We start from the raw sequence: 13,411 nt of genomic DNA on the forward strand, positions 1-13,411 counted from the left end.
CCACAGAACCCGCAGCAGCGCCATATCCAAGGATTTCGATGAAAATGCACAACCAGCCGACCGTCACCGAGTTCTCCGTTTATCCGGTAGCAGGTCGGGACTGCATGGAGCTGAACCTCTCCGGCGCGCACGGTCCCTACTTCACGCGTAACGTCGTCGTCCTGAAGGACTCCGACGGCCGTACCGGACTCGGCGAGGTCCCCGGCGGGGAGAAGATCACGCAGACGCTGCGCGATGCCGAGTCCCTGGTGATCGGTGCGAAGGTGGGCGACTACAAGCGTGTCCTGCGGGCGATCGCCCTCCGCTTCGCCGATCGGGACGCAGGCGGACGCGGCGTCCAGACCTTCGACCTGCGCAGCACCGTCCACGCGGTCACCGCTGTCGAGTCGGGGCTGCTCGACCTCCTGGGTCAACACCTCGACGTACCGGTAGCGGCCCTCCTCGGTGACGGCCAACAGCGGGACGCCGTAAGGGTGCTGGGATACCTCTTCTACGTCGGCGACCCTGACCGCACCGATCTGGGGTACGTCCGTGAGGCCGACTCGGAGGTCGACTGGTACCGCCTCCGGCACGAGGAGGCCCTCACGCCCGAGGCGATTGTCCGTCAGGCCGAGGCAGCCCACGACCTGTACGGTTTCCGGGACTTCAAGCTAAAGGGGGGAGTCCTTGAGGGCACCGACGAGGTCAAGGCCGTACGGGCGCTCAAGGACCGCTACCCTGCGGCGCGGATCACCCTGGACCCGAACGGCGCGTGGTCGCTGCGCGAGGCGGTCGAGTTGTGTGCGCCACTGAGGGGCACGCTCGCCTACGCCGAGGATCCCTGCGGAGCGGAGGACGGCTACTCCGGGCGCGAGATTCTCGCTGAATTCCGCCGCGCCACGGGCCTCCCGACGGCCACGAACATGATCGCCACCGACTGGCGACAGCTGACCCACGCCCTGGCCCTGCAGTCGGTCTCCATCCCACTGGCCGATCCTCACTTCTGGACCATGCAGGGCTCGGTGCGGGTGGCCCAGCTATGCCATGTGATGGGTCTGACCTGGGGCTGCCACTCCAACAACCACTTCGACATCTCGCTCGCCATGATCACGCACTGCGGCGCCGCAGCCCCGGGGGAGTACAACGCCCTGGACACGCACTGGATCTGGCAGGAGGGCCTGGAGCGGCTGACCGTCACCCCGCCACGAATCGTCGACGGCGAGATCGCCGTGCCCGACCTCCCAGGCCTGGGTGTCGAACTCGACATGGACCGCCTCCTCGCAGCCCACGAGCTCTACCGGAAAGAGACACTGGGGGCGCGGGACGACGCCGCCGGCATGAAATACCTGGTACCCGGCTGGACGTTCAACGCCAAGCGCCCCTGCCTGGTGCGCTAGTGTCCGCCGGAACCCGATCAAGATATGCGCGAGGCGTTCGAGGATCTCGTCGGCGCTCTTCGCCCAGGTGAAGGGGTGGGGGACCTTGTTCCAGGTCGTGATCTAGTTTCGTATGTCCTTCTCCAGTGTGTGGCGGGACTTGCGGGCAGCGCGCCGTACCTGCTGCACGCGCCCGCTTCACCAGATCGACGCCGGCCGTCAACGCTTGCGCGGCACCGCAGTACCTCACCTGCGCCATCACCTCCGGCGCGGGCACAACCACCATGAAACGCGCACACCGGCTCGACCCCACGTGAACCGCCGCGCCACCGCCAGGACCTCTTCGGCATCGAGCGCGGAGGCCCGGGCCCGCCACTGGGATCTGCGGTGCGCCGGGCGCGCCGACCGGGCGCGAAAGGTCGCCCCGTCCCCCAGCGGGTCACCGATTCAGCCGGTCCACCAGCGCGAGAGCGTCCTCAGTCTTGGGATGCGTCCTGCCGAGTTGGGCGTGCAGGATGTGGGCCCCCCGGCGAGCGGGGGTTATGGCGGACGGGTCGCTCAATGCGTCCAGGACTTCGGCCTTGAACAGCAGGGCGTACCCGATGTACAGGTGGTCCGGCGCGTAGAGAGCCTCACGGATCCGCAGCGCCCGTGAGATCAAGCGCACCGCTGTGGCGTGGTCGCCGAGGTCTGCGTGGACGGTGGCCAGGGCGATCAGGTCGAAGCTCACGTAGGGGTTGTCCGGCCCGTACGCGGCCTCGTCGATGTGCAGCGCCCGCTCGGCCAGCGGCAACGCCTCCTGCTGCTCGCCGAGAAGGCACAGCGTCCGCGCGAGCGTCGCCAGGTCCGTCGCGATGGTGGGGCTCCCCGCCGGCAGGCAGGACTCGTGCAGGCGCAGCGCGCGCTCCGCCAACGGGCGGGCCGTCTCCGGCATGCCGAGGTCCCGGTGGATCTGCGCCAGGGTGATCAGGTCGAAGCCGACCTCCGCATCCCGACCCCCAAGCGCCTCGTCGAGCGCGAGGGCGCGTTCGCACAGCGGCAGTGCCACCCCGCGGTCACCGATCTGCAGGAGGAATTCCGAGGCCAGCCGCAGCAGCACCGCGGTATCCGCGGCACACCCGGCCGGTGGGTCGTCCTTGGTCACGGCCAGCACGTGCGGGAGCAGCCCGTGCCAGCGCGGCCGTGCGTCCGGGTCGCCGTGGATGTCGTGCGGCACGGCCGCCAGCAGGGCACGGCACAACGAAACCCGAGTGGTCGCAAGCACGTCGTCCGGCATCGCCGCCCGGGTCGCTGCCTGGACCAGCCGGTGCAGCAAGAGGGCGGAATCCTCGCGCCGTGCGAGACCCAGGCCGGCCAGCGCGCCGACCGTCGTGTCCCACGCCAGTGGGTCGGCCGCCGCCGTGATCAGCCGTTCCGGGGAGCCGGTGAAAAGCTCCAGCGGGATCGGCTCCGGCGCCAACAGGGCACACAGCTCCAGCAGCCGCACCGCCTGCGGCTGCTCCCGCTCCAGCCTGCGCACACTGAGCTGCCACAGGGTAGTGACGACCACCGCCGGTCGGTCGGCCAGCTCACCCCTCGAGATCATGTCCTCCAACCGCGACGTCAGCAGGCTCAGGTACTCCTCGGGCACCGTCTGGTTGTAGCCCATGTAGCCGGCTGCCTGCTCCAACGCGAGAGGCAGGTCTCCCAGTTGCTCCGCGATCCGGTCCGCTGTCTCTACGGTCGTACCGGGCACCCGCCGGACCAGTAGCTCCACCGACTCCTGCCTGGTGAACACCTCCAGGTCCATCACGCCGGCCCTGCCCGACCATCCGCTCACCCTGGTCGTCACGAGGACGTGGCCGTTCCTGGCCAGGTCTCCCGACGGCAGCGCGTGCGTGAGCATGCCCGGCTTCTCCCCGTTGTCGAAGATGATCAGCCAGGGCCTGCGGTCCCGCAACTCGCGGTACACACCGGGGACGACCTGCTCCGGGCCCACCTCTCCCAGCCCCAGCTCCCTGGCCAGCGACGTGAATTGCGATGCCACCAGGTCGGGGGCCTCAGCGTCGACGAACGCGACGAACCTGTATTTCGCCAGGTAGCGGTACGCGTACTCGACCGCGAGCTGTGTCTTGCCCACGCCGCCCAGCCCGTGCACGGCCTGGATCGCGACGTCGCCTGCCGAAGTGAGGCGCCGTCGCAGCTCCCGCAGGGTGGCGTCGCGTCCGGTGAAGTGGGTGTTGCGCGGCGGAAGCCGGTACGTCGCGGGCGTTGTCGGGCGCGGCGTGCGGTGACCGCGCGGCTCCGGCCGCAGTTCGACCAATGCGAGCGGGACCAGGAGCAGGAGCACCACCCAGGGGTGGACACGCACGAAGTCGAGCGGCCCGGGCCAGCGGCTCTGCCCGGAGGCGGCGTTGAAGGCGAGACTGCCGACGAACAGCATGAGGAGGCCGATCAGCGTGCCGACCAGCCTCCGCAGCATGGCTCCCTCTCCCCGGTCACGACGGCGACCGCGACGACCACAGCCGACGCGATCGTAGCTGAGAAGTTGCCCCGTGCGAGGGTTGATTGGCCGACGCCGGTGGCGCTCCACGCAGTCGCGAAAGGGCGCGTCGGTGCGGCGCCGCCGACTTGGCGGCGAGGCTCAGGGAGGCGGCGCAGTACCGAAGGCCGCCACCGGGCTCGGTGCGTAGCGGGTGCGGCGAAAGGATCTGCACCTGGTCCTCAGCCGTCACCCAACCGCCGCCCCAGCGGTACCCGGAGGTCCCGCGGCCCGGCTGCGACCGGTCCGGCGGGGCATGGGTGTGGCCCGGCACGGGGGCCGGGCCACACGCCCCGCGCGGTCCGGGGAGGGTTCGCGGGTTGCTGAGGGATCAGTGTTTGAAGGTGTCGTTCGCCTTTTCCTTGGCTTCGCGCGCGTCGCCCTTGGCCTGGTCGATGCGGCCTTCTGCGGTGAGGCGTTCGTTGCCCACGGTGCGGCCGGCGGCTTCCTTGACCTTGCCCTTGGCCTGCTCGGTCTTGGCCTGCGACTTTTCGTTGGCAGCCATGTCACTCACACCTTGCTGTGGTCGACTTCAGGAACAACCACCGCCTGGCCGCCCTCGCGACGTCCAAACATTGCTGTCGAATCCGCGCTGTCATCAAAAGCTGCAAACGTTGGGGGAGTGGATCGAAGGGTTCGGGGCATCTGGCTGGTCATGCTTCCTATCATTCTTGTACTCCTCCTCGCTCTGATCCTCTTCGGTGCCGGCTTCGCGCTCAAGGCTCTGTGGTGGATCGCCGTGATCGTGCTGGTGGTCTGGCTGCTCGGTTTTGTCATCCGTCCCACGAGCGGCGGCGGCAAGCGTGGCCGCTGGTACCGCTGGTAGACAGAATCCGATCCGTGGTGGGGGCTCCGGCACTGCCGGAGCCCCCACCACTGCGTTCTCCGCCAGGCTTTGACACCGTGCCCGCTGCTGGGTGCCACACCACGCCGGTGCCCTTCCCCGTGGCCATGCGTATGCCGGATGCGCCGCCATGGGGGAAAGGGACCGCCAGCAGTTGCTGATGTGGTCGCTGCGCTTCGTCAAGGACGTCGCCGACGACATACTCACGGCCCACGGCGAGTGCCTGGACCTTCGCATAACCGGTCCGCGCCACCACCGCCGCTACGGGCTCCCGCGCCGCTCTCCTGGCCGGGATCCGAGGACCGCAAGTGGGCGGCCTACCTCGATGCGGTTCGCTCCATCCGGGGTGCCCTCCAGGAGAGACCGACCCGGACGGGACGCCGCACACCCACTGGCTCACTATCGGCCGCACCCTCAACGCCTACGGTGCCTTCGCCACGACAGATCACTATGGCCATCTCTGGCGGCACAGTTCTTCTTCGGCAGCTGGGCCAGGGGCCAGTTGAGCGGTGGTGATGTGGTCGGCGACCGTGTTCGAGCCGGCGTTTCCCGGTCTGAGGAGGGCGGCTTGGGTAAGCGCGAGGCCAATTGACCTAGCAGCCGTCAGTTCTTCTTCAGCTCCTCGGCGAGCATCACCAGGATGCCGCTGGGACCGCGGAGGTACGTGAGCTTGTAGACGTCCTCATAGGTCGCCACACCGCGAAGCGGACGGCATCCGTGCTTTGCGGCTGTCTCAAGGGCTTTGTCGATGTCGTCGACTGAGAAGGCGACGCGATGCATGCCAATTTCGTTGGGAAGAGTGGGCTTCGACTCGATTGCTTCGGGGTGGATGTACTCGAAGAGCTCAAGGCGACCCTGACCGTCTGGCGTCTGGAGCATCGCAATGTTGGCGTGATTGCCATCAAGACCGACGGCGGTGTCGGTCCACTCACCACTGACCGTGTCGCGGCCGAGGACCGTGAGGCCGAGGTCGGTGAAAAAGGAGATCGCTGCTTCGAGGTCGCGAACGGCGATGCCGACGTTCTCAAGTTTGATGGCCATGCGTTGCATGCTACCGAGCCGAGCCGGGCCGATCAGGTGCTTCCGGCAAGGACGCAGCCGAGTACCAGGGCACTGTCGAGGTCGACCGTGACCTGTCCACCGGCGTCCGGGTGCTTGTCCGCCGCCGCACCCGGCCCAGTTGCGGCCAGACCCGGTTACGCACCTCGGACTGTGCGGACGGATGGTCTGCAGGGCCTTTTCGCCGGAAGCGGTAAGGATGTCGATCAGGCGGGAGACCGTCGGGGTCGGAGGCGACCGGGCCGAAGACGGCCGGCTCGTACCGCAGCATCGCGACCTCCGCGAGGCAGTGACCGCCGAGCGCGACGTCAGGGCGACGTCCAGGAGCACCTTGTCTTGCGAACCCACTCCGCGACCGCCGCCCTCGACGCGGACACGAGGGCAGTTCCCGATACGCTTCTTCATCTGGAAAGTGCCCGACGGTGCTGAAATCAAGAACCTCAACAACCCTCATTCTTTCGGTAAAAGGCACGTTCTGCTTTCTTGACCACCAGTCGGACAGCCCTCCTCGTGAAAGCGCGAGGTTAAGCGCAAGCACGAGAAGCTGAACGAATAGTGCACTGGACTGGAAGAACGGCTCCAGAGCTACGCAGCAGCCCTCAATCTGCCAATCGGCAGACACCCGCGGTCTCTTCCCCGGCCGGAGACCTCACCATGACCAACAGCTCCCACCTAAAGGCCCGGCAGACTCGGTAGCGCGAGGCTGTGCGATCATGGCTGCATGGCATCTGGGCGGATCATATTTCTTAATGGCACATCCAGCTCGGGGAAGTCCAGTATCGCCCGGGAACTGCTGAGAGTGGTAGATGACGGCGTCTTCTTCCACTTGGCAGTCGACAGCTTCAACGCGATGCGCACCAAGCGGGAGCTCGGGCCGGCAGAGCTCGACACCGCACTGCGGCAGACCCGAATGGGCTTCCATCGCTCGATTGCGGCCATGGCTGAGGTGGGTAACGACATCGTCGTTGATCATGTTCTCAGTGAGTCGTGGCGGCTGCTTGACTGCCTGGCGGTGCTGCGCCCGCAGGATGTGCTATTCGTCGGCGTCCGGTGTTCGCTAGACGAAGTGGTCCGCCGTGAGCAAGCCCGGGGCGACCGCCCCAGCGGGCTAGCTGCGCACCAATTTGAACTGGTGCACAACCACGGCGATTACGACCTGGAGTGCGACACCAGCAAGGCGGACGCCCGCGAGTGCGCTCAGCACATTAAGGAATTTCTTCCACATCGCCCTATGCCTACCGCGTTCACTCGTCTTCGCGGACGCTACCTCCCCGGCATCCCGGAGGCGTGACAAAGGCTGGCTGGGACGCAGAGACGGCGGATTGTTCCTGTTGTTGTTTCTTCCGGCAAGCTCCGCCCGGTGAGCTGCGTGAACGTCTGCACCTGACTGCCTCGATGCAACAGCAGCAGCGAAGAAAGTGAAGAATGAACGGCTGCCATGTGGGTGCCCCGGCGAGAGCGCGGTTCCACGCGCCCGTCTGCGTACCGGGCCGGAAGAGGCTGGTAGCCGTCCCACTTCGATTGAGCCGCATGCCCTGGCGGCAGCGCCGGATTCGGGACAGACCTAGCGAGCCGGGGGCGGCCGCATATTCCTCAAGCCACCCTCGTCCGTATCAATCTCTTCGCGAAGATCAGCGGCGACACGGCGCGGGACCGTGGCGTCTGGCGCCACCACTCAACGGGGCCCTTGCCCGGCTGCTGAGCGGAGGTGCGGCTCCGCTCGCTGTCCGCGTTCCTGGGAGCTGTTAGGCGACCGGTTTCCTGCCGCGGTTGGTCTCGTCCTGCACGAGGAGCGAGAGCAGGGAGGCGACGGGCAGGCCGGCTTCTGCCGGATGGCGCAGCACCTTGTCCGGTTTGATGCGGTAGGTGTTGGCGCGTCCTTCGCGGGTGTGGGAGAGGTAGCCGTCCTGCTCGAGGTCGGAGATGATCCGCTGGACGGCGCGCTCGGTGAGTCGGCAGTGAGCGGCGATGTCGCGGATGCGGATGCTCGGGTTGTCGGCGATGGCCGCAAGTACCCGTGCGTGGTTGGTGATGAACGTCCACCCGGTGTGCGTTTCGGACTCTCCGATCATGCCGTCCATGTTAGGTGACAGCTTTACCGGTACTCAAATACATGACATAGTTTTCGCGCATTGCGTGACGTGGTTCGGTGAAGTGCGCGTGGGAGGTCCGAGAATGTCGTGGGACGAGGCCGTCATAGCAGGGCCCGGTTGTGACGCTGCCGCAAGCAGCGCGCAGCTGCCTGACCTGGATGGTGGGCATGCGCCTGCGCATGCCTCGGTGGCCCAGTACGAGTGTCGGGACGCCTGGGTCGTCGTGGCCGACGGCGAGTACGACATGCACTCGATCACGCCTCTGGCAGAGGTATTGACCACCGCAGCTATCCAGCATCCGAAGGTGGTCCTGGACACATCCGGCGTCACCTTCGCGGACTCCTCGTTCCTGAACCTGATCATCATCGTCCACCAGACCACCGCCCTGCGCGTGGTCGCACCGGGACCACAGTTGTTGCGGCTCCTCAAGGTGACCGGAACCGACACCATCCTTCACATACGAGCAACAGTGGAGGGAGCCGCCGGGTCCTGAGGCATGACCGACACATGATGCGGAACCGGCTAGGAGCCGTCATCGATCACTGCTGGAGCTCCTGTGGCGTGCTGCCGTGCATGAGATCTCCGGTATCTCCGGTGGCCGTTCGAAAAGGCCCGAGTTCACCGAACCTCGGAGCCGTCGTTCAGTGGACGGTGGCAAACGGAGAGTTCCCGGCCTTGTTCGTCGGTCGCACCGAGGAGAACTCCTGGCTTGTCGGTGTCGGTCGAACCTTTTGGACCCTCGTTCAGTGCGACAGCGAAACGTCTCGGACGAGACGGCACCCTTGCCGAACGCGGCTGGGTGACAGCGGAATTTGATCACGTAAGTCAGAGCCTGCGCGAGCGGTGACGGGCGGCTCGTCCGATCGTTGTGATCATGGTTTCGGCTGCTGTGTTGGGACCTTCACTGAGACAAAGGACATCGGCGGTCCCATGCTTGACCACGACTCTTCATCCTCGTTTGCGTCCCATGTGCCCGGGGCGGGCACTGATCGCGAGCTGCTCGCGTCGCCCCCAAGGTGCTGCGGGACGAGCTGGTGGCCGCCGCCGAGTGGGTGGCGCACTATCTGACCCGAGGTGCCCGATCGGCCGGTCACCCAGCCCATGCCCAGCAAGCACAGGACGCGCCTGGCAGGACCCTCGCTCCCGGAACAGGGCATGGCGCTCGGCGGATTGCTGACATTCGTCCAGGAGGCCATCGCCCCCTACCCCACCGGCAACGGGCACCCCGCCTTCTTCGCCTGGATCAACTCACCGCCCTCTGCCCCCGGAGTGATCGCGGAACTGCTCGCCACCGCCGTCAACGCCACCTGCGGCATGGGCGAGCACGCCCTGATGGACTCGAACGAGGCACCGTCCGCGACCTGGCGGCGCTGGCCGGCCTGCCCGACACCAGCGGCGGCGTACTGACGAGCGGTGGCTCCATGGCCAACCTCCTTGCCATGGCCTGCGCCCGCACCTGGTACCTCACCCGACGAGGAGCCGCCGACGGACCGGCATACGACCGTGATCACTCCAGGCTGGCCCTCTACTACAGCGCGCAGGCCCACATGTCCGTCGCCAAGGCAGCCGCCGCCATCGGACTGCCCGCGCACCGGCTGCGTCCGATCGTCACCGATGCCTCCGACCGACTGGAGCCCGCCGCCCTGCGGGCAGCGGTCGAGGCCGACACGGCCGCGGGGCTGCTGCCGTTCTGCACCGTCAGCACGCTCGGCACCACCGCCACCGGGGCCATCGACCCGCTGGAGCCCATCACCGCGATCTGTCGAGACCATGGCATGTGGCACCACGCCGACGGCGCCTGGGGCGGGCTCGGTGCCTCGGTCACGGCGCTCGCCCCGCACTATGCGGGCGTGGACCGCCTCGACTCTCTGACCATCGATCCGCACAAGACCCTCAGCGTCCCGGTGGGCTGCGGGGCCCTGTTGCTACCCGACCCTCAGCATCTGCACACCGCCTTCGCCCACCAGGCGTCCTACCTCACGGCGGACGACCGCACCCCCTGGCCGTGGGCTTTCGCACGCCACCGTGGAACTCACCCGCCCTGGCACCCGCGCCCTTACCCTGTGGGCCACCTTGCAGCACCTGGGCCGTATCGGAGTGACCCAACTCCTGGAGCAGTACCTGGAGCTGGCCGCGCAACTGCGGTCGAGGATCGCCGCCCATCCGCTGCTCGAGCTGCGCGCCGGAGGCCCGCTGCCGGTGGCCTGCTTCCGCATCTGCACCGACGCCGCTGACCCGGACGCCTTCCACACCTACGTGGCCCAACAGGTCCAGGACGCCGGCCGGGCCCACCTGGCCACGGTCACTCACCAGGGCGGGACCATCCTGCGCGCCTGCATCTGCAACCACCAGACCATCCTCGCCGACCTCGACATCCTCCTCGACGAGGTGACCCGCGCCGTCCGCCTCCACGAGCACCGACAGTGAGGACGCTCAGCCCGCCGCGAACCGTCCCTCCCTCCGCCTTGCATTGCTGGCACCAGAGCCCGCTCGGGTCGGCCAAGAGGCACCGCACCTCACAGCCGGGCTGACCCGAACGACGTCCCCAGTGCTGCGCCGCGGAAGTTCCTCCGATGAGTTTCCGGCGGTGGCGCGGTCTACCCGTCGACGAAGGGAGCGCACTATGCGCAAGATCATCATTTGCACGTTCCTGACGCTGGATGGCGTCATGCAGGCGCCGGGCGGTCAGGACGAGGACGCTGAGAGCGGCTTCGAGTACGGCGGCTGGCAGAAACCGGTAGCCGACGACGAGGTCGGCACGGCCATCGCCGGTTGGTACGAGCACTCCGACGCAATGCTGCTCGGCCGCAAGACATACGAAATCTTCGCGTCGTACTGGCCGACCGCCGATCCCGACAACCCGTTCACCAATCGTATGAACGGCATGCACAAGTACGTGGCGTCTCGGACCCTGACGTCCGTCGAGTGGCAGAACTCCACGCTGCTGGAGGGCGACATCGTCGATGCCGTACGCAAGCTGAAGGCGTCCGACGGCGGCAACGTCAACGTCGTCGGCAGCGGCGACCTCGCCCAGACACTCATGCATCACGGCCTCGTCGACGAGTACCGGCTGACCATCCATCCGGTGATCATCGGCACCGGCAAGCGACTGTTCGCCGACGGAGCGATCCCCACCGCGCTGGAGCCGGTCAGCGTTTCGACGACGAAGGGCGGCACCATCGTCGGCGTCTACCGGACGAACGGTAAGCCCAGCTACGACAGCTACTAGGCGGTCTCGTTCGGGTCGCCCAACGGACCTGGGAAGGATGCCCGCGACGTGGAGTCCGGCCCGGTAGATGGTCGTGGCCTTCTCGTGACGGGTGGCGAGGCCGCGCCATCGCTTCAGACGGTTGATGCACTGCTTGTCGGTCTCGCGGTCGAAGGCCGGGGCCCTGCCGCCCGTGCTTCCCCGCCGCAGTAGGTGACGTCGCTGGTCGGCCCGGACGGGGATCGCCGTCCGGGTACCGCGCTTGCGCAAGTGGCTGCGGATCGCCCAGCCGATGACGGAGAGAGGGGTTCTGCCGGGGCGCCAGAACGTGCGGCAGGCGGGGATGCCGTTGACCAGCTCGGGTCGGTGGCAGACGACCTCGCCGGAGGACGTGCGGGCGCCGACGGCGAGCTCGGCGGCGCCGAGGGTGACGACTACGCCGTCGGACTGTAGCCGTTACTCCCTACGGGCGTACGCGGATGACTGTCTTCCCGCTGCGTCGCGTGGTCGGGTTAAGGGCACCAACGGCATCATCCAAGCTCGCGACGTCCCCGATGTTTGTGCGCAGCCGTCCGTCCCGCACCCGCTGCACGATCTCACCCAGTTCGGCACGATCGGCCTCGACAACGAAGTCCACCGCCAGGCCGTCAGCGGGTCGCGCCTCGACCGGGCCGACGATGGACACCAGCGTTCCTCCGGCCTTGATCAGGGCAGCGGACCGCTTCTGAACGTCGCCACCGATGACATCGAAGACCAGATCGACGCCGCCGACGTCTTTCAGCGCGTCGTTCTCGAGGTCGACGAACTCATGTGCGCCGAAGTCGAGTGCCTTATCACGGTCGGTGGCGCGTCCGGTGCCGATGACGTAAGCGCCGGCCTCACGTGCGAGCTGGGTCACCATCGTTCCGACTGCCCCGGCCGCTCCATGGGCGAGGACGGTCTGGCCGGCCTGAAGGCGGCCGTGCCGGAACAGCCCCTGCCACCCGGTCAGACCCGAGATTGGCAGGGACGCGCCTACCGTGAAGTCGACGTCGCCGGGCAGCGGTGCGAGGTTGCGTGCTTCGATCGCCACGTACTCCGCCAGGGTGCCGTCACGGTGCCAGTCGGCGAGGCCGAACACCCGCTGCCCGACCGACAGCCCCGTCGTGCCGTAGCCGAGGGCGGTGACCACTCCGGCCAGTTCGTGGCCGGGGATCGACGGTGTCTTGTCACGGCCGGCGCGATCGGTCCAGGTCGATGGCCACTCCATCTCAGTGGGGACGAAGCCCGATGCATGAATCTGAACGATGACGTCGTTGATCGCTGCGGGCGGCTCAGGCCGCTCCGTCAGCGTCATCCCGGCCGTTCCCGCGGCCTGGTCGGTTACCACAATGGCTTTCATCGAGATTGTCCTCTTCCTCGTATGTGTTGTGGCTTTTGGTTTCCGGGTGGGGGTTTAGACGAGGGTGAACAGCTGGTCGGCGTCGAATCGCGCCATCGGGTTGGTGTACTGCTTCTCGGGGTCGGGCCGGCCGAGGGCCAGCAGCAGCGTCATGCCATTAACGGGCGGCCCGGTGAGCTGACCGAACAGCCGCGCATGCTCGAGGTGCTCGCCACGGGGCGACTTCGCGACGCCCGTCGGACCGGCCGAGCGTGGCAGCGAGCGCCGCTGACGATGTCGCGATCGCCTCGAAGCCGGCATCGGCCGGCACCAGCGCCGAGAGGCCGTCCATGTATCCGGCATGACGAGGCCACCGTCGCGGGTGTGCAGTGCCATGAATCTCTCATAGAGTTCGGAGCCCGGCATACCGAACCTTCCCGATTGATCGTTGGAGACAGTGACGGGTCGAGCGGCTGGATACGCCGCCTCGACGAGGACGCCGACGCTCATCCCGGCGTACCGACCGAACTGACGGCGGTGATGTCGATGTCGGTCTGGTTGACGTTGTGGGTGAAGTTGGTCAGCAGGACCCGCACCGCCACCGTGACGATCGCCAGGAGCTGCGGGCCGGTGCACCCAGCGCCTCGCACAGCCGACAGGTCGGCGTCGCTCACCTGACCGCGGCTCTCCACCACGGGCTGAGCGAAACGAGTGACCGTGGCGCGCTTGGGATCGATCGAGCTCCCGGCCCGGGCCAAGTCGATGTCATCGCTCGACTGTCCGCCCCTGCTGCCGCGGCGCTGACGGTTGGGCCGCCGGTTCTTCGGCTCCGGGATGGTGTGCTTGATCTGTCGTCTGCGCAGGTAGCGGCGGGGGGAGTAGGTCTTGTCGCCGCCGAGGCGGTCAGGTCGGGTGCGAGGGCGCCCGCCGCGGAGCCGGCCGACGCGGATGCGTTCCATGACGGGGATGAG

At 67.4% G+C, this 13,411-nt stretch carries 14 protein-coding genes and 3 pseudogenes; 8 read left to right on the forward strand and 9 right to left on the reverse strand.

What is annotated here, in order from left to right:
• The first annotated feature begins 44 nt into the window (after nucleotides 1-44).
• Complete coding sequence (locus tag AB0M87_RS30900; protein ID WP_365858890.1) at nucleotides 45-1,376, forward strand: enolase C-terminal domain-like protein; 1,332 nt, start codon at nucleotides 45-47, stop codon at nucleotides 1,374-1,376.
• 418 nt (nucleotides 1,377-1,794) lie between these two features.
• Here AB0M87_RS30900 and fxsT read toward each other — a convergent pair whose 3' ends face one another.
• On the reverse strand, nucleotides 1,795-3,816 hold the full coding sequence (gene fxsT / locus AB0M87_RS30905; protein ID WP_365858839.1) for an FxSxx-COOH system tetratricopeptide repeat protein: 2,022 nt from the start codon (nucleotides 3,814-3,816) through the stop codon (nucleotides 1,795-1,797).
• Nucleotides 3,817-4,207: 391 nt separating this feature from the next.
• A complete protein-coding gene (locus tag AB0M87_RS30910; RefSeq protein ID WP_365858841.1) occupies nucleotides 4,208-4,381 on the reverse strand; it encodes a CsbD family protein in 174 nt (57 codons plus the stop codon).
• A gap of 150 nt (nucleotides 4,382-4,531) precedes the next feature.
• Here AB0M87_RS30910 and AB0M87_RS30915 point away from each other — a divergent pair, with 150 nt between their 5' ends.
• Complete coding sequence (locus AB0M87_RS30915; protein ID WP_365858843.1) at nucleotides 4,532-4,702, forward strand: hydrophobic protein; 171 nt, start codon at nucleotides 4,532-4,534, stop codon at nucleotides 4,700-4,702.
• 621 nt (nucleotides 4,703-5,323) lie between these two features.
• Here AB0M87_RS30915 and AB0M87_RS30920 read toward each other — a convergent pair.
• Both AB0M87_RS30920 and AB0M87_RS30925 read right to left on the reverse strand, forming a co-directional pair.
• Nucleotides 5,324-5,761: a VOC family protein gene (locus AB0M87_RS30920; RefSeq protein ID WP_365858845.1), complete on the reverse strand. Its 438-nt coding sequence runs from the start codon at nucleotides 5,759-5,761 to the stop codon at nucleotides 5,324-5,326.
• Between the two features lie 59 nt (nucleotides 5,762-5,820).
• A pseudogene (locus AB0M87_RS30925) lies at nucleotides 5,821-6,184 on the reverse strand (IS1380 family transposase); the annotation flags it as partial.
• Nucleotides 6,185-6,500: 316 nt separating this feature from the next.
• On the opposite strand from AB0M87_RS30925, the gene AB0M87_RS30930 reads away from it, so the two are divergent.
• Nucleotides 6,501-7,070 carry an AAA family ATPase gene (locus AB0M87_RS30930; RefSeq protein ID WP_365858847.1) on the forward strand — a complete coding sequence of 190 codons (570 nt, stop codon included), beginning with the start codon at nucleotides 6,501-6,503 and terminating at the stop codon, nucleotides 7,068-7,070.
• Nucleotides 7,071-7,524: 454 nt separating this feature from the next.
• Here the strand turns inward: AB0M87_RS30930 and AB0M87_RS30935 are convergent, their stop codons facing one another.
• Nucleotides 7,525-7,851, reverse strand: a complete 327-nt coding sequence (locus AB0M87_RS30935) for a helix-turn-helix domain-containing protein (RefSeq protein WP_365858849.1) — start codon at nucleotides 7,849-7,851, stop codon at nucleotides 7,525-7,527.
• Between the two features lie 208 nt (nucleotides 7,852-8,059).
• Between AB0M87_RS30935 and AB0M87_RS30940 the strand changes: the two genes are divergently transcribed.
• The 5 genes and pseudogenes from AB0M87_RS30940 (at nucleotide 8,060) to AB0M87_RS30960 (ending at nucleotide 11,101) form a co-directional block, all read left to right on the forward strand.
• Nucleotides 8,060-8,365 (forward strand): STAS domain-containing protein, encoded by a 306-nt coding sequence (locus AB0M87_RS30940; protein WP_365858851.1) that lies wholly within the window; start codon nucleotides 8,060-8,062, stop codon nucleotides 8,363-8,365.
• 608 nt (nucleotides 8,366-8,973) lie between these two features.
• On the forward strand, nucleotides 8,974-9,279 hold the full coding sequence (locus AB0M87_RS30945) for a hypothetical protein (RefSeq protein ID WP_365858895.1): 306 nt from the start codon (nucleotides 8,974-8,976) through the stop codon (nucleotides 9,277-9,279).
• Nucleotides 9,252-9,803 (forward strand): annotated as a pseudogene (locus AB0M87_RS30950) (pyridoxal-dependent decarboxylase); the annotation flags it as partial. The gene AB0M87_RS30945 and the pseudogene AB0M87_RS30950, both read left to right, overlap by 28 nt.
• A 94-nt stretch (nucleotides 9,804-9,897) precedes the next feature.
• Complete coding sequence (locus AB0M87_RS30955) at nucleotides 9,898-10,299, forward strand: hypothetical protein (RefSeq protein ID WP_365858897.1); 402 nt, start codon at nucleotides 9,898-9,900, stop codon at nucleotides 10,297-10,299.
• 196 nt (nucleotides 10,300-10,495) lie between these two features.
• Nucleotides 10,496-11,101, forward strand: a complete 606-nt coding sequence (locus AB0M87_RS30960) for a dihydrofolate reductase family protein (protein WP_365858853.1) — start codon at nucleotides 10,496-10,498, stop codon at nucleotides 11,099-11,101.
• A 78-nt stretch (nucleotides 11,102-11,179) separates the two neighbouring features.
• Here the strand turns inward: AB0M87_RS30960 and AB0M87_RS30965 are convergent.
• The 4 genes and pseudogenes from AB0M87_RS30965 to AB0M87_RS30980 all read right to left on the reverse strand — a co-directional run.
• A pseudogene (locus AB0M87_RS30965) lies at nucleotides 11,180-11,365 on the reverse strand (IS5/IS1182 family transposase); the annotation flags it as partial.
• A 178-nt stretch (nucleotides 11,366-11,543) separates the two neighbouring features.
• Nucleotides 11,544-12,461: an NADP-dependent oxidoreductase gene (locus AB0M87_RS30970; protein WP_365858854.1), complete on the reverse strand. Its 918-nt coding sequence runs from the start codon at nucleotides 12,459-12,461 to the stop codon at nucleotides 11,544-11,546.
• A 54-nt stretch (nucleotides 12,462-12,515) separates the two neighbouring features.
• The gene (locus AB0M87_RS30975; protein WP_365858856.1) at nucleotides 12,516-12,836 is read right to left on the reverse strand and encodes a hypothetical protein; all 321 of its coding nucleotides are present in this window, start codon (nucleotides 12,834-12,836) and stop codon (nucleotides 12,516-12,518) included.
• 110 nt (nucleotides 12,837-12,946) lie between these two features.
• Nucleotides 12,947-13,399: a hypothetical protein gene (locus AB0M87_RS30980; protein ID WP_365858859.1), complete on the reverse strand. Its 453-nt coding sequence runs from the start codon at nucleotides 13,397-13,399 to the stop codon at nucleotides 12,947-12,949.
• Nucleotides 13,400-13,411: the final 12 nt, after the last annotated feature.

Origin of the sequence: Streptomyces sp. NPDC051320, assembly GCF_040682175.1 — a bacterium.
Classification (GTDB): Bacteria; Actinomycetota; Actinomycetes; order Streptomycetales; family Streptomycetaceae; genus Streptomyces.